Below are 22,916 nucleotides of genomic sequence, written 5' to 3'. Positions count from 1 at the left end.
GCGCCGATATCCGCCGCCGCACCGAACACGCGCGGGAAGTTCGCGCCGCGCTGGTCGAACGCGAGGCCGCCGACGTTGCTGCCCGCGTCGATCGCCGGACTGCCCACGCCGAGTGCGTGCGTGCGCGTCGGGCCGCCGTTGGCACGCAGCGGCCCGAGCAGCGGATCGGCGTCGCGCGTGTCGGCGGGCAGCGCGATCGCGGGATCGCTGAGCCCGATGAGGTTGTTGCCGCCGCCGACGGCGAGGGGCTCGTTCGCGAGCGGATCCACTCCGCCCACGTTTGCGGAGCCTGAAGTGCTCGAGTTTCCGTAGACGATCGTGCTGTGCAGCTCGGTGCCGTCGGCCGCGATCCAGATGCCGCCGCCCGCGGTGGAACGGTTCGCCGCAATCGTGCTGTTGGTCGCGAACAGGACCGAGGGCCAGCGCATGAACACGCCACCGCCGACGCCGTCCGCGGCGACGTTGCCCGATATCGTGCTGTTGGACACCGCCAGCGGGTTGAACGAGGCCACGCCGCCGGCGCGACCCTCGCTGTAGTTGGTGTCGATCGTCGAACTGCGGATGTTGCCGCCGACGACGGCGACGATCGCGCCGCCGATGTCGTAGCTCGATCGGCCGGGCCGCACCACGTGTTCGGCGCGGTTGCCGCTGACCGTGCTCGCGGTGAGGTCGAGCACGTACGTGAACACCGCTCCGCCGAACGCGGCCGTGCCCGAATCCTCGTGGATGCCCTTCGCGACGTTGCCGGACAGCGTGCTGCGGTCGAGCGTCACGGCGTAGGCGTAGATCGCCCCGCCGTACGAGCCTTCCCCGCCCGCATAGCAGTTGCGCACGGTCGAGTCGCGCAGGTAGACGAAGGCAGCCGAGGCGATGCAGCCGCCGCCGGCGACGTCGAAGCCGCTCGCCCGGTTCCATCCGTTCTCGATCGCGAGGCCTTGCACGGTCAACGCGCCCGAGCCCGGATGCACGAGCAAGCGGTCGTAACGGTTGCCGTCGATCGTGAGGCGATCCCGACCGGGGCCGGTCAGCGTGAGGCTGTCGACGTCGACCTCGATCCCGCCGGTCGTCAGCGTGATGCGCGAGCATGCGAGGTGGCGCAGGTCGATCTCGTCGTTGTCGCTGGCCGCGGCGACGGCTGCGCGCAGGCTGCCGGGGCCGTCATTGGCGCAATTCGTCACCGGCAGCACGGCAGCGGGCGCGGAGGGGCGCGGCATGCTTCGGTCGGGCGCGAACGAGCGAAAGATGCGCCGTGCAGGGTCGTCGCGCAGGCGCGGCGACGAGTCCGCTTGCTTCGCGCAGGCCGGGGACGCGAACGCGCCGCCGATGACGGCCGCGAGGGCCGACGCGAGCAATCGGCGCGGCAGGCGATGCGCGAAGGGGGCGGTCATGCAGCGGTCTCCGTCGAGGCTGCCGGCGGCGGCGGGCTGGACCCGCATGGGAGCACGGCCGCGGCGAGACGGTCAAATGCTCAGCGCATGACCTCGGCGCCGATCAGCACGACGTCGGCCGGGCGCTGAGCGAACAGCCCGACCGTGACGACGCCGGCGATCTGGTTCAACTCGCGCTCGAGCTCGACCGGCTCCGTGATGCGCAGGCCGTGCACGTCGAGGATCCAGTTGCCGTTGTCGGTGACGACGCCGTCACGCCAGACCGGATTGCCGCCGCGCTTGACGATCTCGCGCGCGACGTAGCTGCGCGCCATCGGGATCACTTCCACCGGCAGCGGAAAGCGGCCGAGTACGTCGACACGCTTGGCCGGGTCGATGATGCAGACGAACGTGCGCGAAGCCGCGGCGACGATCTTCTCGCGCGTGAGTGCGGCGCCGCCACCCTTGATCAGGCACCTGCGGCCGTCGCATTCGTCGGCGCCGTCGACGTACAGTGGAATGTCGCCGGTCGAGTTGAGATCGAGCACGGGGATGCCGCGCTCCTTCAACAGGCGCGACGACTGTTCCGAACTCGACACCGCGCCCTCGATGTCGGCGCGCCGCTCGGCCAACGCGTCGATGAAATGCGCGACGGTCGAACCGGTGCCGACGCCGACGATCATGCCGTCCTCGACGTAGCGCATCGCGGCGCGCCCCGCAAGGCGCTTCTGGTCGTCCTGGCTCATCGCGTGCTCCGCAGGCTGGGTTCGAGGTCGCGCATGGTACGCGTTTGGCGCGGCCGGCTCACGCGCCGGGTCGAGGCGTCGTCACGCGGCGCCCGCCCGTACCGGGCGCAGGCCCGTGTTCCGCTCGCTACTCGAGCGCGAGGATCGCGTCCCACTGCGCCTTCGCCACCGGCAGCACCGACAGGCGATTGCCCCGCTGCAGCAGCGCGAAGCCGTCGAGGCGCGGGTGCTCCTTCAGCTCGGCGAGCGTGATGGTGCGCCCGAGCTTGCGCTTGAACGCGACGTCGACGAGCATCCAACGCGGATCCTCGCGCGTGCTCTTCTCGTCGTAGTACTCGCTCGTGCGATCGAACTGGGTCGGATCCGGGTAGGCCGCGCTCGCGACCTCGGCGACGCCGGCGACGCCGGGCACCTCGCAGCTCGAATGGTAGAACAGCACGCCGTCGCCCTTGCTCATGCCGTCGCGCATGAAGTTGCGCGCCTGGTAGTTGCGCACCCCGGTCCACGGCTCGACGCGCACGCGCGCGAGATCGTCGATCGAGAAGACGTCGGGTTCGGATTTCATGAGCCAGTAGCGCATCGCCGCAATCCGTCGGCCGGTGAAGCGGCGAGAGTAGCGGGTTTCGGCGCGGGCGTCCGTCGTGCGCGCAACGCCTACAGCGCCGCGACCGGCGCGGTGAAGTCGAGCAGTTCGCGCTCGGTCGCGACGTAGTCGAGGCGCACGTCCCAAGGCTGTGCGTCGAGGGCGTCGATCTCCTGCCATGCATAGGCGACGCCGACGAGTACGGGCTTGCCGACGTCGGCGCGCGCGGCGAGGAACGCGAAACTGCGGTCGTACCACCCGCCGCCGAAGCCGAGCCGGTGGCCGTTGCGGTCGAATCCGAGCATCGGCACGAGCACGACGTCGAGCTCGCCGGCGGCGAGCAGGTGCGTGGGCGCGAAGGCGGGCTCGGGGATGCCGAACCGGTTCGTCGCCAATGCGTCGCCCGGCCGCCACGGCGCGAAGCGCAGCAGGCGATCCGCGCCGACGACGGGCAGGCAATACTGTTGGCCGCGTGCTCGCATGCCGCCGATCAGTGCGGCGAGCGGCAGCTCGCCCTCGACGGCCCAATAGCCACCGATGCGCCGATCGGTCATGAACTCGGGCACCTGCTCGAGCTGCGCGACGACCGCCTGCGCCGCCGCGATCCGCTCCGCTGCCGGCAGCGCCGCACGCCGCTCGCGCAGAGCCTTCCTCAGCACGGCGCGGTTGGGAGTGGCGTTCATGTCATGGGGTCCTGCGCGCCGCTGCTCACGTCGAGGCCGGATCAGGGGCAAAATGGATGCCCGCTTTCGCGGGCATGACGTCGAGGAGTTTTGCACGACCGTGAGGACCGCTGCGCCGCAGCGCGCCCAGGCGAAAAGGTCGAGCAAAGGGCTCCACCTGAAAAGTGCGGCCAAGGACGGCCGCTCTGGACTGGACCAGAACGCGGCGCGCACACCGCACGAACGCTTCAGAGAGCCGCTTTCACGGACGAAAGCAAAAGAAGATGTCCTCCGCGATGTGCCGGTGCGCATCGAACGACCTTGATCCTCGGGATCAGGTGGGAGGGCTGACGGAACCATAAGGCTTTCCGCTCGTGGCGGACCTGCACACCGGTTGTCGTCTCGCCGTCCCGGGGTCGTCTATAGGAACAAGGCAATATGTAAGAGTGCGCTGCCGGGCACTGCAGAGGACACCTGGCGCTATTGTAGTGACGCGGGCAACACGCGTTCAAGCTTCAGGTTGATCGCTTGCAGTTTCTCTGCCATCTGGCGGGATTCGCTCGACTCCCGCGCGCGCTCGTCGAGCAGTTCATGGCAGATGTTCAATGCGGCGAGGATCGCGATCCGGTCGAGCCCGGCCGTGCGCGCGTTGTTGCGCATCTCGCGCATCTTCTCGTCGAGGTAGCGAGCCGCGGCGAGGAGCCCGGCGCGCTCGTCCGGCGTGCAGGCGACGTGGAACTCGCGGTCGAGGATGTGGACGGTGACAGGTTCGCCGGGACCATTCATGCCTGGTTCTGCTCCAGCGACTTGAGCCGCATGATCATCGCCTCGACGCGCGATCGTGCCTGCTCGTTGCGCGCGATCAGCTGCGCCCGCTCGTTCGCGAGCTGCTCCTGGCTGTTGCGCAGGCTGCGGTTCTCCTCCTGCAGCGAGCGGCACAGGTCGAGCAGGCGGTCGACCCGTTCGCTGATGGCCAGCAGGCTTTGCTCGTGCGCGGACATGCGGCCGAATATAGCGGGAATCCGTGGCAGGGAACAGCGAGGCAGGACGCGGATCCCGGCGCCGATGGCGCCCGGCCCGCGGCGGCCTCAGCCGCGTTCGTCGAGCGCCGCCCGGCGCCGCTGCGCGCGTTCGCGCAGGAACGCGAGGCACTGGTCGGCGGGCAGCGGATAGGAGAGCCAGTGGCCCTGCACCTCGTCGCAGTCCTGCTCGCGCAGGTAGTCGACCTGCTCGACCCGTTCGACCCCTTCGGCGACGACGTTGAGGCCGAGGGAATGGGCCATCGCGATCACGGTCGCAGTGATCGCCTCGTCGTCGGGGTCGGTGGTGATGTCGCCGACGAATTCCTTGTCGATCTTGAGCGCGTCGATCGGCAGGCGCTTGAGGTAGCTCAACGACGAATAGCCGGTGCCGAAATCGTCGATCGCGAGGTTGACGCCGATCGCCTTGAGCCGGCGCAGCGTCGTGATCGACTGCTCCGCGTTCGCCATGACCATGCTCTCGGTGAGCTCGAGCTCGAGCTGGTTCGGCGCGATGTCGTGCTCGGCGAGCACGTCGCACAGGCGACGGATCAGGTCCCCGCGCAGGAGCTGCGCGACCGATATGTTGATCGACATCGTGATGTCGTGCAGGCCGGCGTCGCGCCACTGCGCGAGCTGCGCGCACGCGTGCTCGACCACCCAGTCGCCGATCTCGATGATCATCCCGGTCTCCTCGGCGATCGGGATGAACACGCCCGGCGACACGTCGCCGAGGTCGCCGCTGCGCCAGCGCAGCAGCGCCTCGACGCCGGTGATGCGGTCGTCGAGCAGGGACAGCTTGGGTTGGTAGTGCAGGGTCAGCTCGTTGCGCTCGAGCGCCTTGCGCAAGGCCGCCACGGTGGTCGCGCGCAGGCGCGCGGCGGCGTCCATCGCCTCGGTGTATACCATCCACGTCTTGCGGCCGTGCTCCTTGGCCTGGTACATCGCGGTGTCGGCGAACTTGAGCAGGTCGCTCGCCGCCTGGCCGTGGTCCGGGTGCAGGCTGATGCCGATCGACGGCGAGATGACCACCTCCTGGCCGTTGTCGAGCTCGAGCGGCTGCTCGAACGCGGCGATGATCTTCGCCGCGACGTGTTCGGCCTCGGTGCTGCTGCCGATGTCCTCGATCACGACCGTGAATTCATCGCCGCCGACGCGCGCGACCGAATCGCCTTCGCGCACGACGTGCCGCAGGCGCGCGCCGGCCGCCTTGAGCATGCTGTCGCCGGCGGCATGGCCCATCGAATCGTTGACGTGCTTGAAGCGGTCCAGGTCGAGGAACAGGACCGCGACCTTGCGTCCGTTGCGCCGCGCGCGCGCGATCGCGTGCGCGATGCGCTCGCTGAGCAGGGTGCGGTTCGGCAGGCCGGTCAGCGCGTCGTAGTTGGCGAGATAGCGCAGTTCCTGTTCGGCGCGCTTGCGGTCGGTGATGTCGGAAGTCACGCTGACGAAGTGCGTGCGCTTGCCGTTGGCGTCGCAGATCTCCGAAATCTCGACCCAGCTGAGGAACTCCTCGCCGGTCTTGCGCCGCTGCCACAGTTCGCCGCGCCAGTGGCCGTCGCGATTGAGCACTTCGCGCAGTTCGAGGTACTGCTCGACCGGGTGCCGCGCGCAATTGAGGATCGCCGCCGAGCGGCCGACGATCTCCTCGACGCGCCAGCCGGTGATGCGCGTGAACGCGGGGTTGATCGTCATGAAGCGGAATTCGAGGTCGGTCACCGCGACCGCTTCGCCCATGCTGCGGATGACCTCGTGCGCGACGCGGCGCTCGTGCTCGGCCGCGCGTTCGGCGGTGACGTCGCGCGCGGTGCCGCACATGCGCAGCGGCTGGCCGTCGCTGTCGCGCTCGACGATCTTGCCGCGCGCGAGCGACCAGCTCCATTCGCCCTTCTTGTTGCGCACGCGGTGCTCGGACTCGAAGGTGTCGGTCGTGCGGTTGATGTGCTGGTCGAGGCGTCGTTCGACCGCGGGCAGGTCGTCCGGATGCGTGTTCTCGCGGAACCACTCGCGCGTCAGTTCCACCGGTTCGCGCGAAACGCCCCTGAAGAGGTCGCCCGGCCCGGTCACGACGATCGTGCCGCTCGCCATGTTCCAGTCCCAGAAATCGTCGCCCGAGCCCCACAGCGCGAGGCGCAGGCGGTCCTCGCGTTCGCGCAGGTCGCGGTGATACGAACGCTCCTCGCGCCGCCGCTCGCGATGCGCGCGCCAGAGCACGAGCGCGATCGCGGCCGCGGCGAGCAGGTAGAGCGTGCGCGCGGCGAGGCTGTCCCACCATGGCGGCGTCACGCGCAGCTCGGCGCGCGCGACGCGGTCGCTCCAGTAGCCGTCGCGATTGCTCGCGCGCACGCGGAACGTGTAGCGGCCCGCGTCGAGGTTCGTGTAGGTGGCGTCGTGGCGCGTCCCCGCATCGACCCAGTGTTCGTCGAAGCCCTCGAGCTGGTACGCGAAGCGGTTGCGCTCGGGCGCGGCGAAATCGAGCGCGGCGAACTCGAACCGGACGACGCGCTCGGCCGCCTCCATCGTCAGCACGCCGCCCTCGCTCTGGGCGGGCGAGCCTTGCGACCCGACCCGAACCGCGGTGAAGACGACCGGCGCCGCGTAGCGGCTGCCGACGATCGTTTGCGGAGCGAACAGGTTGAGGCCGTTGACGCCGCCGAACGCGATCTCGCCGTCGGCGAGGGTCGCCACCGCGCCGCCGTTGAACTCCATTCCCTGCAGGCCGTCGGCGATCGTGAACGCGCGGAACGTGCCGGTCTGCGGATCGAACGACGCGATGCCGCGGTTCGTGCTCAACCACAGCCGCGCCAGCCGGTCGTCGCGGATCGCGTAGACGGTCGCGCCGGGCAGGCCGTCGCGTGGCTGCCAGCGCGAGAAGCGCGCGTGCGTCGCATCGAGCGAATCGAGCCGGTTGAGGCCGGCCTGGGTCCCGATCCAGAGGTGGCCGTCGGCCGCCTCGTGGATCGAGCGGACGAGGCTCGCCGAAAGCGAGTGCGGGTCGTGCGCATCGCTGCGGAACACCCGCACGGTACGCGCCTGCGCATCGACGAGGTTGAGGCCGTTGATGTTGCCCGACCAGATGCGGCCGTCGCGATCTTCGTACAGTGCGAGCACGCGGTCGTCGCTCAGGCCGCCGACGGCTTCGCCGCCCGCCTCCCGCCGGAAGCTCGTCCAGCGATTCGCGCGCGGCTCGTAGCGGGCGATGCCGGCGCGCGTGGTGCCGAACCAGAGGCTGCCGTCGTCGGCTTCGAGCAGGCTGCGCACGTTCGCGTCGGCGAGGCCGTGCGTGCCGTCCGGGTCGCGCGGCAGGAACGCGATGGTCCGGCGCGCGGGATCGAACAGGCCGGCGCCGTGATCGGTGGCGATCCACAAGCGCCCGTGGTCGGCCTGCGCGAACGCATAGACGACGATGTCGCCGATGCGGATGTCGCCCTTGAGGCCTTGCAGCGCGAGGTCGTCGAAGTACTCGAAGCGGTTGCTGTCGCGCAGGTAGCGCTTGAGGCCGTCCTTGGCGCCGATCCAGAGGCTGCCGGCTTCGTCCTCGAACACGGCGCGCACGTAGTTCGTCGCGGTCTGCGGCCGCTGCGGATCGCGCTCGGCGACGTAGCGGAACGGCGTGCCCTCGGGATCGACCTTGCTGATGCCGCGTTCGTGCGAGCCGAGCCAGAGCAGGCCGGAGCGGTCGAAACGCATGCTCGTGACGATCGCATCGGGCAGGCTGCCGGGCGTGTTCGGATCCGGCCGCAGCCATTGCGTGTCGCCGTGCACGGGATCGAACAGCGCGACACCCGCGTTCTGCACGCCGAGCCATAGGCGATGGCGCGCATCCTCGACCATCGCGGTCACGAGCTGCTCGCCGCTCGCGGGCCAGATGCGCTGCGCGGCGCCCTTCGCGTCGATGAGGTAGAGGCCGTCGCTGGTGCCGACCTGCAGGCGTCCGTCGAAACGCGTGAGCAGCGCGCGCGCGTCGGCGATCGACTCCGCGGCGACGCGCCGCGGCGCCTCGTCGTCGGCGCCCAGTCGCAGCAGGCCGCCGGAGCTCGCCACCCACAGCGCGCCCGCCTCGTCGACGTGGAACTGGCGGAACAGCACGCCGCGGCCGTCGGCCGCACTGACCGGCCAGCGCCGCTCGACCCGCCCCGTGCGGCCGTCGAGCAGAACGATGCCCTCGTCGCAACCGATCCACAGGCCGCGCCGTGCGTCGGCGAGCAGGGCGTGGACGTTGGCGACGTCGCCGAGGTCGACGCGCTCGAAGCCGGCCGCGTGCGGCGCATGCCGCACGAGCCCGGAGCCGAGCGTTCCGATCCACAGCGTGCCGTCGCCGTCCTCGGCGAGCGAGGAAATCGGACCTTCGGGCAGGCTCGCGGGGTCGTCGCCGGAATGCTCGAACGTCGTGAACGCGTAGCCGTCGTACTGCTGCAGGCCGCTGTCCGTACCGACCCAGAGGAAGCCGTCGCGATCCTGCAGGAACGCGCTGACCGTGTTCTGCGCGAGGCCTTGTTCGGTCGTGATCGTCTGGAAATAGAAGTCGCGTCGCAGCGCGTCGCCGCGTGCGCTTCCAGCCAGCAGGAAGCCCAGCGCAAGCAGTCCGCCGCACCAGCGACGGAGCGGGCGCGATCGGACCGATGACGACGCGGGTCTCGGACGGGGCACTGGGAATGACGGGATTGGGCTGATCGCAGTGTAGGCAAACGCCGCCGCGGGTTCCATTCGCGGCGTCGACGTTCCGATCGCGGCCACGTCCGGCCACTGCCCCGCGTGGCCCGACCACAGGGCGTCGCGCGGGGGCCTGCTAGACTGCGCGCTTTACTGCCCACGAGCGCCGATGGCCGAACGTCCCAGCCACGAGGAACTCGCCGGCGCGCTCGCCGCGTTGCGCCTCGGCGTGAATCCGAGCGACCTGCACGGTTCGTTGACCGGTTATCTGTGCGCGGGCGGCATCGCGGGCGCGGACGACTGGCTCGATCGCCTCGAACTCGCGCCCGCCGACGCGCATGCCGTCCGCGATGTCGCGCTGAAGGCGCTGCTCGCGGCCGCGAGCGCGCAGTTCGAGCAGGATCCGGCGCGCGTCGTACCGCTGCTGCCGGCGCGCGACGCGCCGCTCGCGCGGCGCGCCGAGGCGCTCGTCGAATGGTGTCGCGGCTTCCTCGGCGGCTTCGGCCTCGTCGGTACGACGCTGCGCGCTCGGCTCAGCGACGATGCGGCCGAGATCCTCGCCGACCTCGGAACGATCGCCGCATCGCGCCTCGAGATCGAGGGCGGCAAGGAGGACGAGCAGGCGTTCGCCGACGTGCTCGACTTCGTGCGCACCGCGATCGCGGTCCTGCATCGCGAGACCGGCGCCGGCGGGCGCACGGCGCGCTCGCTGCACTGAGCGCCGCGCGGGGCGTTGGGTATCCGGGGCGAATCGCGGATACTACGCACGTCATTCGCTCTCCGCGCGCTCGACCGATGATCGAACCCAGGGAATACGCGCGCCGACGCAAGCAGCTGATGCGCATGGCCGGGCCCGACGCGATCGTGATCGTCGCGGCGGCGCCGGAACGGGTACGCAACAACGACGCGCACTACCCGTACCGGCAGGACAGCGACTTCCACTACCTCACCGGCTTTCCCGAGCCCGACGCCGTGCTCGCGCTCGTGCCGGGGCGCGCGCCGAGTGAGACGATCCTGTTCTGTCGCGAGCGCGATGCCGAGCGCGAGCGCTGGGACGGTCCGCGCGCCGGCACCGACGGCGCGGTCTCGACGTGGGGCCTCGACGACGCGTTCCCGATCGACGACATCGACGACATCCTGCCCGGCCTCATCGAGGGCCGCACGCGCGTCTACTACCACTTCGGCCGCGATACCGAGTTCGATCTCAAGATCATCGGCTGGGTCAACCGCGTGCGCGCGCAGGTGCGCCTCGGCGCCAGGCCGCCGCACGAGTTCGTCGCCTTGTCGCACCTGCTGCACGACCTGCGCCTGTTCAAGTCGCGCGCCGAACTGCGCCTGATGCGCCGTTCGGCGCAGATCGCCGCGGAGGCGCACGTGCGCGCGATGCGCGCGACGCGGCCTGGCATCAACGAGCACGAAGTGGAAGCCGAGCTGCTGCATGCGTTCCGCAAGCACGGCGCCGTACCGAGCTACGAGCCGATCGTCGGTGGCGGCGCCAACGGCTGCGTGCTGCACTACCGCGCGAACAATGCGGAGCTGCGCGACGGCGACCTGCTGCTCGTCGACGCCGGCGCCGAGTTCCAGTGCTACGCATCGGACATCACGCGCACGTGGCCCGTCAACGGGCGCTGGTCGACCGAGCAGCGCGCGCTCTACGACGTCGTGCTCGCCGCGCAGCTCGACGCGATCGACCAGGTGCGCGCGGGACGCTCGTTCGACGCCTACCACGAGGCGGCCGTGCGCACGATCACGCGCGGCCTGTGCCGGCTCGGCCTGCTCGCCGGCAGCGTCGAGAAGAACCTGCGCGAGCAGGCCTATCGCCGGTTCTACATGCACAAGACCGGCCATTGGCTCGGCCTCGACGTGCACGACGTCGGCGATTACCGCATCGACGGCGAGTTCCGCGTGCTCGAGCCGGGCATGGTCGTCACGGTCGAGCCCGGCCTGTACATCGCGCCGGACGCGAAGGGCGTGCCGGCGAAGTTCCGCGGCATCGGCATCCGCATCGAGGACGACGTGGTCGTCACTGCCGGCGAGCCCGAGGTGATCTCGGCCGGCGTTCCCAAGCACGCGGACGAGATCGAGGCCTTGATGGCGGGTGTCGGATGAGCCTGCTGCATGCGCTGCTCGCGCTGCTCTTCGCGACCACGGATGCGTCCGGCGCCGCCGCGACCCGCGCTTTCCAAGCCTCGGCGCCCGTTGCGCCGCCGTCGACGATCAACTACGGGCTGTTCGGCTCGCTGCACCTGTACCGGCCCGCGGGCGACGTCGTCCACGCGGTGCTCCTGTTCTCCGATCGCGACGGCTGGACCGCGCGCCAGCAGGTCCTCGGCGATGCGCTGGCGAGACAAGGCGCGCTCGTGGTCGGCATCGACCTGCCCGCGTACCTCAAGCGCATGGAAGCGATCGAGGACGCGTGCTCGTATCCGGCCGGGCACGTCGAGGAAGTCGCGCACTGGGTCGAGCGCCACGAAGGCGTCGCGAGCTACACGGCACCGCTCGTCGTCGGTGACGGCGCCGGCGCGACGTTCGCCTATGCGCTCGCCGCGCAGGCGCCGCTCGGCACGTTCGAGGGCCTGCTCACGCTCGGCTGGGACGATGCCGTGCGTTTTCCCAAGGCATTCTGCGCCGGCGACGCCGGCGCGATGACGCGCACGAGCGCCGCCGGCGACTGGCAGGTGCAGCCCGTCGAACGCCTGCCGCTGCGATGGTCGGCGCATCCGTTCGCCGCTGGCGCGCGCCTCGACGTCGCGCCCGTGCCGCTCGCGACCGCGTGGGACTGGCTCCGCGCCTGCGCACCCTCGGCGTTCGGCGTCGCCGACCCCGCGCGCGAGCTCGGTACGGCGTGGCGCCGATGGCGCCGCAGCGAGGACGCGCAGCGCACGGCGCTGCCGGACGACCTCGCCGACCTGCCACTCACGGAGATCCCGCCGCGTGCGCCCGCCAAGGATCCGGCGAATGCGCACCGCGTCGCGATCATCGTGACCGGCGATGGCGGCTGGGCCGGTCTCGACCGCGGCGTCGCCGAAGCCCTGACGGACGACGGCGTACGCGTGATCGGGTTTTCGACCCTCAAGTTCTTCTGGCACAAGCAGACGCCCGACGCGGCCACTGCCGCGATCGCCCGCGTCATTGCCCACTACGGCGCGCACGACGCGGACGCACGCTTCGTCGTCGTGGGTTATTCGTTCGGCGCGAGCCTCGTCCCGGTCATCGTCAATCGGCTGCCCGCCGATGCGCTCGCGCGCGTGCAGGGCGGCGTGATGATCTCGCCCGACGACGCGGCCGTGTTCGAGATCCATGTCGGCGACTGGTTCGGCTCCACCCGCCACGACGACGCGCTGCCGATCGTGCCCGAGCTCGCCGCGTCGCGCGTGCCGCTCGTGTGCGTGCACGGCAATGACGAGGACGACAGCATCTGCCGCGGTCCGCTGCCCGCGCGCGTGCGCGCGATCGGGCTGCCCGGTGGCCATCACTACGACGGTGACTACGCCGCGCTGGGCGCCGCGATCGTCGCCAACCTGCCCGCTCCCGTCGTACGGTGACGCCGTCGGCTGGAGTGGATCGACCGCCATCGTCTATGCTTCCGGCCGCCTGGGGTCGATGCGAAGGATCGACGCGGTCAGCTCGAGGGGGAACCATGGGCAGGTCGAATGGAAATCGCTGGCTTTTCGCGCTCGCGATCGCGACCGCGTGCGCGGGTGGCGCGGCGGTTGCGCAGACGCTCGAGCAGGACGAAGCCCGCATCGAAGAGCTGATGGCGGCGGGGCCGGCGGCGGCCGCGCCCGACGCAGGCAAGCCGGTGCCTGCGTACGACGATTCGGTCAAGGAGACGCCGGTCGTCGCGGCGGTCGTCGCGCCGCGCCCGAGCGCGGACGACGAATGGCTGGCGGCGCCGAACCAGGACGGAAACGCGATCCCGTTCGACGAACTGCGCTACCACATCGGCGAGCGCGTCGCGATCACGACGGCGAACGAACGCGAGCACAACGGCGTCGTCGTCTCGGCCGACGCCCGCCAGGTCACGATGGAGATCCGTCGCAAAGGCGGGGCCGCGACGTACGTGCTCAAGAAAGAGCAGGTCCTGCACATCCATTCCCGCTGAGGCCGCCGCATGTTCACCGCGCTTTATCTGCTCGTGGCATTGCCGGTCGTCGCCGCGCTGCTTTACCTGCTCGCGCTCGTGCGTGTCTGGCGCACGGAGCAGATGCTCGCGGTTCTCATGCTGCTGTTCTGGCCGGTCGGCCTGTACGCGCTGGTGAAGTACTGGGGCGAAAAGGAAGCCGGCGTGCGCACGCCGCTGCTCGCCTCGTTCATTCTCGTCGCGGTGTGGGCCGGCGCGCTGGCGTGGGGTGCCGGATACCAGCCGCCGGACGAGCCGATGGTCGCGGATGACGACACGGAGGCGCCTGCCGACGACGGCATCGGCGCGCAGGTGCGGCGTTCGGTCGCGCTCGCGAACTTGCCGCTGCGCGGCGGACTGGTGGATATCCCGGTCGCGAAGGCATCGATCGACGTGCCCAAGCACTTCCGCTTCATCGATCGCGACGCGCTCCAGGCCGCGTTCGCGGGTACCGACGACGAGCCCGAGGCGCAGACCGTCGGCTGGATCGTGCACGAGCGCGTCGATCTCGCGGGCAAGAACGCCTGGCACGTCGACGTCGATTACCTTGCCGACGGCTTCGTCAGCGACGAGACGTTCGCCGCGCAATCGCGCGAGACGCTGCTCGCCGCGGGGCAGCGCGCGACGAAGGCGGTATCCGACCAGCAGGACGCGGGCGAACCCGAATTCAGCCTCGTCGACTACGCCGAGATGCCGCGTCTCGATCCGGCCTCGCACACCGCGACCTGGGTCGAGGAGATCGCGTACGCGGGCGAGCATGCGCGGCACGCCCTCGACTGCTATTCGGTGCGTCTCGGACGCTCCGGCGCGCTGGTCTTCACGATCGCCGACGCGCTGCCGTCGCAGCGCGAACTGTGCCTGCGCAGCGTGCGCCTGCTCGCCGGGCGCAGCAGCTTCGAACGGGGGCAAGCCTACGCCGATCGGTCCCGCCTGCTCGACCGCAAGGCGAAATACGACCTCGTCGCCCTCGTGACCGGCACGTTCGCGAGCGCTCTGGTGCGCTAGTCGCCGCGTTCAGCGCCCGCTGAGGAACCGCCGGTAGCCGCCCGCGACGAGCGCCGCGATGTCGATCAGCAGGCCGGGTACCCATAGTCCGCGCGGATAGGCGAGGTACGAGCCGATCCAGTCGGGCTGGAACTTCTCCTTGTAGCGGCGCAGCCCCTGGTAGTTGTAGAAGCGGCCGCCGTAGCGGAACGCGAGCGCGGCGAGCCGCTCGTTGATGCGCGCGTACGGATTGTCGCCGACGTTCGACAGCGGTGCCATGCCGAGACTGAAGGTCGCATGGCCTTGCTCCTTCGCCCACTGCATCACGCGCGCGAACAGGAAATCCATCGTCCCGCGTGGCGCGTCGTCGACATGGCGCATGAGGTCGACGCTCGCGGTGCCGTTCGGCCCGTACGGCGGCAGCACGTTCGCGAATGCGATGAGGTCGCCGGCGCGGCGCACGAGTGCGAGCGGGCTCCAGGCGAAGTAGTCGGGGTCGAAGCGGCCGAGCGAGAAGCCCTTCTCGTGCGCGCCCTTGTCGGCGAGCCAGGCATCGGAGACGCGCTCGACCTCACTCATCACGACGGTGTCGAACGGCGGTTCGACGATCTCGAACGTGAGCTGCTCCTTGACCGAGCGGTTGACCGCCTGGCGCAGGTCCTCCCAGCGCTTGCCGGCGAGCGTGAACTCGTCGAGGCGCAGCGTCGCGAGCTCGCCGAGCTTGAACAGGTCGAAGCCGAGGTCGTGGTAGAGCGACAGGTCCGGCTCGAGCACCTCGTAGAACACCGGCGCGCGGTCCTGCGCGTCGGCGAACTGGCGGAAATCGAGGATCGCGCGCCGGATCGCCTCCTGCGGGCCGGACGGCGAGCCGAGCGCGACGAGGCGGTCGCGCACCGCACCGTAGGCGACCACCGCGTGGTGGTCGCCCGACCAGAACAGGTGCTTGTCGCCCATGAAGCTGAGATGGGCGAACTCGCCGCCGCCGTGTTCGCGATAGACCTCGCGCGCGCGTTCGAGCTCGGCGCGGTCGGGCAGCTTGAGCGAAGGCCGGCGCACCGCGAAGGATTGCCACACGAGGTAACCGCACACGCCGAGACCGGCCGCGAACAGGCCGCGCACGATGCGCGAGGAGTGTTCGCCGAAGCCGAAATACCAGAGGTCGAAGCTGTCGTCGCCGAGCATCATGCCGACGCCGACGGCGAAGAACGCGCACACGACGACGATGAGGCCGGCGAGCCAGGTGAACGTCGTGAGCGAGGTCAGGCTCATCGCGCGCTGGGTGAACTCGCGTTTGCGCAGGCGCAGCAGCGCGGCGATCGCGAGCAGGAACAGTGCCTCGCCGAAGTGCAGGCCCTTGGTCACCGCGAGCAGCGCCGCGAAGACGAGCAGCGGCTGGGCGAGGTTGTAGGCGACGCGCAGGCGGCCGTCGATGCCGCGACCGAGGCCGAGCAGCAGCACGCCGGCGAGCACCGACAGCCAGTACGAACCTTCGACCGCGGCGAGCGGCAGGTTGGCGCGCACGACGATCGTATGCTCGTGCACGGCCGGGATCGCCGCCGACGCGAGCAGCAGCAGGCCGGCGCCGAACGTGAGCACGGCGAGCACGCGGATGCCGAAACCCGCAAGCAGGTTCGCCGGCAGGCCGAGCACGCCGAACAACGGGTGCGTCTGCAGCCGCGCGGCGGCGCGCGCGACGCCCGGCAACTGGCCGACGAGCATGCTCGAGCCGACGTAGAGGCCCGCGAGCAACGGCAGCAGGTAGTAGGCGATGCGGAACAGGAACAAGCCGGACAGTACCTGCGCGTTGTCATAGCCGCCGCCGGAGAGCGCGAGCAGCATGAGGCCGTCGAACACGCCGAAGCCGCCCGGGATCAGGCTCAGCAGGCCGAGCGTCTGTGCCGCGGCGAAACTGCCGAGCAGGGGACCCGGTTTGACATGCGCACCCGAGATGTACAGGCAGCCGTACAGGACGCCCGCGCTGAGCACCCAGTCGACGAACGACAGCGCCGTCAGCGCGAGCTTGAGGCGCAGTGGCGGCAGCTCGCGCCCCGCGGGTAGCCAACGCATGAGGCGCCGGCGCGTGGTCAGCACGAAGAACGCGGGCAGGTAGCACGCGGCCGCGGCCAGTACCGCGACTGCGAGCCAGTGCGTGGTCGCGCCCGGCGTGATCGGACGCGAGCCGAGCAGGAGCGTGATCACGATGAGCACCGACAGCCCGAGCGGCAGCGACAGGACCTGCAGGCCGATCAGCGCAGCGCCGCGCGCGAGTTCGACCTTGCGCGCGGCGAAGCCGATCAAGCGCACTCCGGACCCGACCGCGCCGGAGAGGTTGAGGGTGTTGGCGAATGCGTTCGCGACGAAGGCGAGCCGCAGCATGTCGCCGGCCGGGATCGGCAGGCCGAGCCAGCGCGCGATCGCGACATCGACGAGGCCGGTGAACGCGACCGCGACCAGCGCGAGCGCGGCGACGCCGAGCGCGCCGACGGTCGGCACCGCGAGCAGCGTGCGCTGGAGCTCGGGCAGGTCGAACTCGTCGACGCCGCGCCAGACCAGCCAACCCACGAGCGACAGGAACGCGATCGGAACGAGCCAGCGCAGATGCGCCCTCCAGCCGTGCCGCGCGGAGGGCGCCGTGGCGGTATCGGTGGTGCTCATGGCGCTTGCGTCGTCCCTGGATTGCAGGGCGTGGATTCTAGGGTAAGCGTCGGGCGACGGGAGACATTCCGGGCACGGGCGGCTGCCCCCGCACGCGGACGACGGGCTCGCGCACCGTGCACCGCCGTGCGCGGTCCGTTCCCCGCCGGGCGCGATGGCTCAGCGCGCGTCGAGCAGGTCGCGCAGGCTGCGCCGATACTGCCCGAGCCAGTTCTTCGGTACACCGAAGCCGTGACCGACCTTCGGCAGCATGATCGCTTGCGCATCCGCCTGGCCATCGGCGAATTCGGGCGCGAACGCCGGATCGCAGACCTGGTCGGCTTCGCCCTGCAGGATCCGCCATGGCGCAACGACGGTATCGCGCTTGTCGAATATCCACGCAGGCGGATGCGACTGCCAGTGCGCGGTGAGGCCGCCGGTGCCGGGGCAAAACGGCCTGTGGATGACCAGGTCGGGGCAAAAGCCGAGGCTGATTCCGCCACCGAAGCGCCGCCCCGCGTCGGCGGCGAGCGCGGCATAGACGACTGTCGCGCCGGACGAGTAACCGACGACGACCGCTCGCGTCGGCGTGGGCAGCGCGAGTTCGTGCACGAGGTTGTCGGCGAGGCGTGCGAGCACGCCGTCGGCGTCGCTGCAGGCGCCTTCGCCGGCATCGAGCGCGGCGAGGAAGCGCGGCGTGCTGAACCCCGCGACCCAGTAGCCGAGCGCGGCCGCTTCGTGGGCCATGTCGGTGACACCGAGGCTCCAGCCGCCGTCGCCCGAGGCGAACAGCACGAGCCCACGCGCGTCGCCGTGCGGACGGTACAACGCGATTGCGCCGAAGCCGCCCACGTCGATCCAGCGGTCGACCTTCGGATCCTTCGCGGGAGCGGCCGCGTGCCGCGGCGCGGCCGCGCGGGAAACGGGAACCTTCGCGGCTGCCGCAGGGATCGCGCACACGGCTAACGGAAGCAATGCAGCAACGAGGCGGACGGGGTTGATCAAGGCAGGACGATCGCGTGGAAACGCGCCGAACCCTATCCGAAGCCGCGAGCGCCGTCCACGTCGGTCAACGCGGGGGCGGTTCCTCGGCGGCGCGATGCGCCGCCGCGTCGGCGGCGAGTTCGAACCACATCGCATTGAGGATCGCGAACGCGAGCGCGAGGCCGAGGCCGAGGATCCAGCTGAAGTACCACATGGCTAACCTCCTTCGTGATCGTTCGGAAACCGGCCGACCGGCGCCGGACTCGTCGCTCGCTTCGAGCGCGTGCCGCGAGCGCCGGTTCCCCGTCGGCGCTCAATACATCCCGTGCGAGCGCCGCACATGCTCGAGCGACACGCGTCCGCGCATGACGCGATACACCCATGCCGTGTAGGCGAGCACGATCGGCAGCAGCACGAGCGTCGCGACGAGCATGAGGCCGAGCGTCTTGTGGCTGCTCGATGCGTCCCACACGGTGAGGCTGCTGCGCGGATCAAGGCTCGACGGCAGCAGGAACGGGAACAATGCGAGTCCGGCCGAGCCGATCGTGCCCGCGACCGCGATCGAACTCGCGACGAAGGCGCTGCGGTGGCGGCGCCGCAGCGCCAGCAACGGCGTCGCGAGGGCGGCCGCGATCGCGACGGCCGCCGCCACGACGGCCCAGCCGCCCAGCTGCGAATCGGCGAGCCAATTGCCTGAGTGAAGCACACTCTTGGCGAGCGGATTGGACGGGCCGTCGAACCTCGCGGCCTGCAGCGTGTAGCCGGTGACGCCGACGTACAGCCAGGCGCCCGCCGCGCAGTACAGCAGCACGAACGTCGGCGCGAGCACGCGCAGGAGACGTTCGGCGCGCGCGAGCACGACGCCCTCGCTCTTCACGGCGACCCACGCCGCGCCGTGCAGCAGGATCAACGCGACGCACGCGAAGCCGGTCAGGAGCGGGAACGGTCGCAGCAGGCCGAAGAAGCCGCCTTCGTAGGTGACGCGCAGCGTGTCGTCGTAGCGCAGCGGCACGCCGAGGAACAGGTTGCCGAATGCGATCCCGAACACGAGCGCGGGCACGAGGCCGTGCACGGTCAGCAACCAGTCCCAGCACCCGCGCCAGCGCGGATCGGCGAACTTGTTGCGGAAATTGAAACCGACCGGACGGACGATCAGCGCGAGCAGGGTCAGCAGCATCGCGAAATAGAAGCCGGAGAAGGCAGCGGCGTAGAGCAGCGGCCAGGCCGCGAAGATCGCGCCGGCGCCGAGGATCAGCCAGACCTGGTTGCCTTCCCAGACCGGTTCGACCGTTTCCAGCACCGCGCGGCGTTCGGCGTCGTCGCGGCCGAGCACGCGCAGTAGCGCCGCGATGCCGAGGTCGAAGCCGTCGGTGACCGCGAATCCGATCAGCAGCGCGCCGAGCAGCACCCACCAGGTCACGCGCAAGGTTTCATAGTCGGGCATGGCGATCACTCCGGACGATGGCCTCGACGGACGACGGAATCGACGACGGGGCGGCGGGGCGACCCGGCCCGGTCACGGCGATGCCCCGACGACCGCATGAGCCGGCACGGGTTCCGGCGCGACCGGCGGCCACATGCCGAGTCCGTCGGGGCCCTTGCGGGCGTACTTCAGCATGAGGATCGCGTCGACCACCGCGAGCGCGGTATAGAACACGACGAAGCCGACCAGGCTCGTGGCGACCTGCGCCGCCGAAACGGACGACACGCCGAGCGCAGTCGGCAGCACGCCCTCGATCGCCCACGGCTGGCGGCCGTACTCGGCGACGATCCAGCCGAGCTCGATCGCGAGCCACGGCAGCGGCAGGCTCCACAACGCGGCCTTGAGGTACCAGCGGCGGCGGTCGAGTTCGCGCCTCGCCGACAGCCAGAACGAGTACGCGAACAGTGCGATGAACCAGAAGCCGCAGCCGACCATGATGCGGAACGACCAGAACAGCACCGGTACGTTCGGGATCGTGCTCTCGGCGGCCTTCGCGATGTCGGTCGGCGTCGCGCTCGCCGGGTCGGCGAGCGTGCGCTTGAGCAGGAGCGCATGGCCGAGGTCCTTCTTGTGCGCCTCGAACTCCGTTCGCGCGGCGCCGTCGTCGCGGTTCGCGCGCAGTCGTTGCAGGGCCGAGTACGCCTTGAGGCCGCTCTCGATGCGCTGGCGCGCCTCGTCGACGAGCTCGCCGATGCCGGGCAGCACGCCGTCGAGCGAACGCGTGCCGATCAGGCCCATGACCCACGGCACGTGGATCGCGAAATGCGTCGTGCGCTCGGCGACGTCGGGGAAACCGAATGCGGTGAACGCGGCGGGCGGCGGTTCGGTCTCCCACATCGCCTCGATCGCGGCGAGCTTCATCTTCTGGTGCTCGGTCACCGTGTAGCCCGATTCGTCGCCGAGCACGACCACGCTCAGCGCCGAGGCGAGGCCGAAGCTCGCCGCGACCGTCATCGAGCGCTTGGCGAATTCGATGTTGCGGCCCTTGAGCAGGTACCACGCGCTGATCGACAGCACGAACATCGCGCCGAGCACGTAGCCGGCGCTGACCGTGTGCACGAACTTCGACTGCGCGACGGGATTGAAGACGACCGCGCCGAAGTCGGTGACCTCCATGCGCATCGTGTCGAGGTTGAACTCCGAGCCGACCGGGTTCTGCATCCACGCGTTGGCGATGAGGATCCATAGCGCCGACAGGTTCGTGCCGAGCGCGAGCAGGAAGGTCACGACGAGGTGCTTCACGCGCGAGAGGCGGTCCCAGCCGAAGTAGAACAGACCGATGAACGTCGCTTCCAGGAAGAACGCCATCAAGCCTTCGATCGCGAGCGGCGCGCCGAAGATGTCGCCGACGTAGTGCGAGTAGTAAGCCCAGTTGGTGCCGAACTGGAACTCCATCGTCACGCCGGTGGCGACGCCCATCGCGAAATTGATGCCGAACAGCACGCCCCAGAACTGGGTCATGCGCTTCCACACCTCGCGCCCGGTCATCACGTACACCGCTTCCATGATCGCGAGCATCCACGACAGGCCGAGCGTGAGCGGCACGAACAGGAAGTGATACAGCGCGGTCAGCGCGAACTGCAGGCGCGACAGCGTCACGACGGTCTCATCGATCATGGGTAGCCTCGTGGGCGGCGGGCCCGAGCACGTGATCGGCGACCGCTTCAGGCTGCGTGTCCGCGCGCGGCTGCGGGCGGATGCAGAAGGTCCAGATCAGGGCGAGCGCGACGAGCTTGAGCACGACGATCGCGCCGAACTCGGCGCCGAAACGACGACCGCCGCGGCTGCGGAACCAGGACGCTTCGGCGGGGCGATGCGGTCGGGTCACCGCATGAGGTTACGCCTGTGGCGCGGCGCTGTCTCGCGTCACGATGCCGCAGCCGGGACCATTCCTGCTCCGGCGAGCGCGGCCTGCTTCGACTTCGGCAACGACGCGAGCGCGCGCCGGTACGACCAGGCGACGAGTTCGCGCAGGTAAGCGGCGGGCACCGTGCGCACGTCGACGACCGTGACCCAGTGGAAGCGCGCCATGTAGCGCGCGGGCTTGATGCCGGGAATCCCCGTGAGTTCGAGGAAGCGCTCGGGCGTGGCGCGGAAGCTGAAGCGCCATCTTTCCGGGTCCGACAATTTGAAGTACGCGAACTGCCTGCCGCCGACTTCGTAGAGCAGGATGTTGTACGGCGGCCCGAGCGAGCGCGAGATCGCGCCGGGGAAGCGTGCGCAACAGGCCTTGAGCGCGCGGGCGTCCACCTCGATTCAGCCAGGCGCCGGCGAGCGCATCGGCGTCAGCCGAGCGCAGCGAACGCATCGCGCGTGAGGTTCTCCGGCTCGCCGTCGGTGCACGCGACATCGTCTTCGATGCGGATGCCGCCGTACTTGCGGAACGCGCCGACGCGCGCCCAGTCGACATCCTTCGCCGCCGGCTTGTTCCTGAGTTCCGCGAGCAGCATGTCGATGAAGTAGAGGCCCGGCTCGATCGTGACGACCATGCCCGGCTCGAGCGCGCGCGTCATGCGCAGGTACGGATGGCCCGGCGGGCGCGGCAGGGTGCCGCCGCGGTCGCTGGCCTGGAAGCCGGCGACGTCGTGCACCTGCAGTCCGATCGGATGGCCGAGGCCGTGCGGGAAGAACGTCGACGTGACGCCGCCCTCGAGCGCGGCTTCCGCGCTCATGCGCACGAAACCATGCTCCTTCAGGATGCCGCCGAGCACGAGGTGCGCGTGCACGTGCAGGTCGGGGTAGCTCTGTCCCGCGCGCACCTTCGCGACGAACCCGCGCTGCGCGGCATCGACCGCGTCGACGAGCGCCTGGAACTCGCCCGCGTCCGCGGCCGCGTAGGTGCGCGTGATGTCGCTCGCATAACCGTGGAAACTGGCGCCCGCGTCGATCAGGAACGAATGGGCGCGCGCGGGTGGCGCGTGCGCGAGTTCCATGTAGTGCAGTACGGCCGCGTGCTCGTTGAGCGCGATGATGTTGTTGTACGGCAACTCGTTGTCGCCCTGGCGCGCGCTCGCGAGGTAGGCGACGTGGATATCGAACTCCGACGCGCCGGCGCGGAACGCGCGTTCGGCGGCGCGATGGGCGCGCGCGCCGATCTTGCTCGCCACGCGCATCATCGCAAGCTCGTAGGCGGTCTTGTACGAGCGCTGCCAGTGCAGGTAGTCGAGGATCCCCTGCGGGTTGTTGGGGACGAAGCCGTCGACGGCGGCGCCCGCCTCGCCGATCGCCGCGCAGCGCGCGACGTCGCTGGGCAGGTGCGCGCGTGCGTCCTTCGCGTCGCGGATGATCGCGACCTCGAAATGCTCGACCCAGTACCCGGCCGGCGCATCGGGCACGACGTGCCAGTAGTCGTGTGGCTGCAGGTAGACGAGCTTCGGCCGACGCCCCGGCGTGTACACGATCCACGAGCCGGGCGCCTTCGTCGCCGGCAACCAGTGCTTGAAATGCGGATTCACCGCGAACGCGTACGGGCGATCGTCGAGGAACTGCATCGCCGGCTGGCCCGCGGCGATCACGAGGTGGTCGAACCCCTCGCGCGCGAGCGCCTCGTCGGCGTGCGCCCGCAGCGTGGCGAGATGCTCGGCGTAGAGCGGATGCAGGTCGGGATGCTGGGTGTCCATCGCGGGCTCCGGAACGGAGCCCGCATTGTGCCGCCAACGCGCCGCGGCGTGTAGACGC

Annotated in this window: 20 protein-coding genes and 1 other RNA gene; 5 read left to right on the top strand and 16 right to left on the bottom strand. The window is 70.2% G+C overall.

Features of this window, described 5'->3' with window-relative positions; genetic code table 11:
• From VI238_RS14595 to VI238_RS14560, 8 genes are all read right to left on the bottom strand, one after another.
• Window positions 1–1,388: choice-of-anchor Q domain-containing protein (locus VI238_RS14595; protein ID WP_331652631.1), on the bottom strand; the 1,388-nt coding region annotated here is incomplete at its 3' end.
• An 80-nt stretch (window positions 1,389–1,468) separates the two neighbouring features.
• Window positions 1,469–2,113 (bottom strand): ribose-5-phosphate isomerase RpiA, encoded by a 645-nt coding sequence (rpiA, locus tag VI238_RS14590; protein WP_331652629.1) that lies wholly within the window; start codon window positions 2,111–2,113, stop codon window positions 1,469–1,471.
• Window positions 2,114–2,240: 127 nt separating this feature from the next.
• Window positions 2,241–2,693: an EVE domain-containing protein gene (locus VI238_RS14585; protein WP_331652627.1), complete on the bottom strand. Its 453-nt coding sequence runs from the start codon at window positions 2,691–2,693 to the stop codon at window positions 2,241–2,243.
• A 74-nt stretch (window positions 2,694–2,767) separates the two neighbouring features.
• Window positions 2,768–3,379, bottom strand: coding sequence for a 5-formyltetrahydrofolate cyclo-ligase (locus VI238_RS14580; RefSeq protein WP_331652625.1), 612 nt, complete (start codon window positions 3,377–3,379; stop codon window positions 2,768–2,770).
• A 263-nt stretch (window positions 3,380–3,642) separates the two neighbouring features.
• Window positions 3,643–3,831: non-coding RNA, 6S RNA (gene ssrS, locus VI238_RS14575), on the bottom strand.
• A gap of 7 nt (window positions 3,832–3,838) precedes the next feature.
• The gene (locus VI238_RS14570; RefSeq protein WP_331652623.1) at window positions 3,839–4,144 is read right to left on the bottom strand and encodes a cell division protein ZapA; all 306 of its coding nucleotides are present in this window, start codon (window positions 4,142–4,144) and stop codon (window positions 3,839–3,841) included.
• Window positions 4,141–4,359 carry a TIGR02449 family protein gene (locus VI238_RS14565; protein WP_331652621.1) on the bottom strand — a complete coding sequence of 73 codons (219 nt, stop codon included), beginning with the start codon at window positions 4,357–4,359 and terminating at the stop codon, window positions 4,141–4,143. Before VI238_RS14565 ends, VI238_RS14570 begins: the two co-directional genes overlap by 4 nt.
• A gap of 87 nt (window positions 4,360–4,446) precedes the next feature.
• Window positions 4,447–9,027 (bottom strand): EAL domain-containing protein, encoded by a 4,581-nt coding sequence (locus tag VI238_RS14560; RefSeq protein ID WP_331652619.1) that lies wholly within the window; start codon window positions 9,025–9,027, stop codon window positions 4,447–4,449.
• A gap of 172 nt (window positions 9,028–9,199) precedes the next feature.
• Between VI238_RS14560 and VI238_RS14555 the strand changes: the two genes are divergently transcribed.
• The 5 genes from VI238_RS14555 (at window position 9,200) to VI238_RS14535 (ending at window position 14,158) form a co-directional block, all read left to right on the top strand.
• Complete coding sequence (locus VI238_RS14555) at window positions 9,200–9,748, top strand: UPF0149 family protein (RefSeq protein ID WP_331652617.1); 549 nt, start codon at window positions 9,200–9,202, stop codon at window positions 9,746–9,748.
• A gap of 77 nt (window positions 9,749–9,825) precedes the next feature.
• On the top strand, window positions 9,826–11,139 hold the full coding sequence (pepP, locus tag VI238_RS14550; protein ID WP_331652616.1) for a Xaa-Pro aminopeptidase: 1,314 nt from the start codon (window positions 9,826–9,828) through the stop codon (window positions 11,137–11,139).
• A complete protein-coding gene (locus VI238_RS14545; RefSeq protein ID WP_331652614.1) occupies window positions 11,136–12,575 on the top strand; it encodes an AcvB/VirJ family lysyl-phosphatidylglycerol hydrolase in 1,440 nt (479 codons plus the stop codon). The genes pepP and VI238_RS14545 overlap by 4 nt, the downstream gene beginning before the upstream one ends.
• Window positions 12,576–12,670: 95 nt before the next feature.
• Window positions 12,671–13,135 carry a hypothetical protein gene (locus VI238_RS14540; protein WP_331652612.1) on the top strand — a complete coding sequence of 155 codons (465 nt, stop codon included), beginning with the start codon at window positions 12,671–12,673 and terminating at the stop codon, window positions 13,133–13,135.
• Between the two features lie 9 nt (window positions 13,136–13,144).
• A complete protein-coding gene (locus VI238_RS14535) occupies window positions 13,145–14,158 on the top strand; it encodes a DUF2167 domain-containing protein (RefSeq protein ID WP_331652610.1) in 1,014 nt (337 codons plus the stop codon).
• Window positions 14,159–14,167: 9 nt separating this feature from the next.
• Here the strand turns inward: VI238_RS14535 and mprF are convergent, their stop codons facing one another.
• The 8 genes from mprF to pepQ form a co-directional block, all read right to left on the bottom strand.
• Window positions 14,168–16,792 carry a bifunctional lysylphosphatidylglycerol flippase/synthetase MprF gene (mprF, locus tag VI238_RS14530; protein ID WP_331652609.1) on the bottom strand — a complete coding sequence of 875 codons (2,625 nt, stop codon included), beginning with the start codon at window positions 16,790–16,792 and terminating at the stop codon, window positions 14,168–14,170.
• Window positions 16,793–16,951: 159 nt separating this feature from the next.
• Window positions 16,952–17,776 carry an AcvB/VirJ family lysyl-phosphatidylglycerol hydrolase gene (locus VI238_RS14525; protein ID WP_331652608.1) on the bottom strand — a complete coding sequence of 275 codons (825 nt, stop codon included), beginning with the start codon at window positions 17,774–17,776 and terminating at the stop codon, window positions 16,952–16,954.
• A gap of 64 nt (window positions 17,777–17,840) precedes the next feature.
• The gene (gene cydX, locus VI238_RS14520; protein ID WP_331652606.1) at window positions 17,841–17,969 is read right to left on the bottom strand and encodes a cytochrome bd-I oxidase subunit CydX; all 129 of its coding nucleotides are present in this window, start codon (window positions 17,967–17,969) and stop codon (window positions 17,841–17,843) included.
• A 99-nt stretch (window positions 17,970–18,068) separates the two neighbouring features.
• Window positions 18,069–19,199, bottom strand: coding sequence for a cytochrome d ubiquinol oxidase subunit II (gene cydB, locus VI238_RS14515; RefSeq protein ID WP_331652604.1), 1,131 nt, complete (start codon window positions 19,197–19,199; stop codon window positions 18,069–18,071).
• Window positions 19,200–19,271: 72 nt separating this feature from the next.
• Window positions 19,272–20,855, bottom strand: a complete 1,584-nt coding sequence (locus VI238_RS14510) for a cytochrome ubiquinol oxidase subunit I (protein ID WP_331652602.1) — start codon at window positions 20,853–20,855, stop codon at window positions 19,272–19,274.
• On the bottom strand, window positions 20,845–21,066 hold the full coding sequence (cydP, locus tag VI238_RS14505; RefSeq protein WP_331652600.1) for a cytochrome oxidase putative small subunit CydP: 222 nt from the start codon (window positions 21,064–21,066) through the stop codon (window positions 20,845–20,847). Before cydP ends, VI238_RS14510 begins: the two co-directional genes overlap by 11 nt.
• A gap of 38 nt (window positions 21,067–21,104) precedes the next feature.
• Window positions 21,105–21,488, bottom strand: coding sequence for an MmcQ/YjbR family DNA-binding protein (locus VI238_RS14500; RefSeq protein ID WP_331652598.1), 384 nt, complete (start codon window positions 21,486–21,488; stop codon window positions 21,105–21,107).
• A 35-nt stretch (window positions 21,489–21,523) separates the two neighbouring features.
• Window positions 21,524–22,858, bottom strand: a complete 1,335-nt coding sequence (gene pepQ, locus VI238_RS14495; protein ID WP_331652596.1) for a Xaa-Pro dipeptidase — start codon at window positions 22,856–22,858, stop codon at window positions 21,524–21,526.
• Between the last annotated feature and the right edge of the window lie 58 nt (window positions 22,859–22,916).

Origin of the sequence: Dokdonella sp. (genome assembly GCF_036518555.1) — a bacterium.
Lineage (GTDB): Bacteria > Pseudomonadota > Gammaproteobacteria > Xanthomonadales > Rhodanobacteraceae > Dokdonella_A.
The sequence above is the reverse complement of the archived record's forward strand: the minus strand, read 5'-3'. Positions and strand labels throughout refer to the sequence as shown.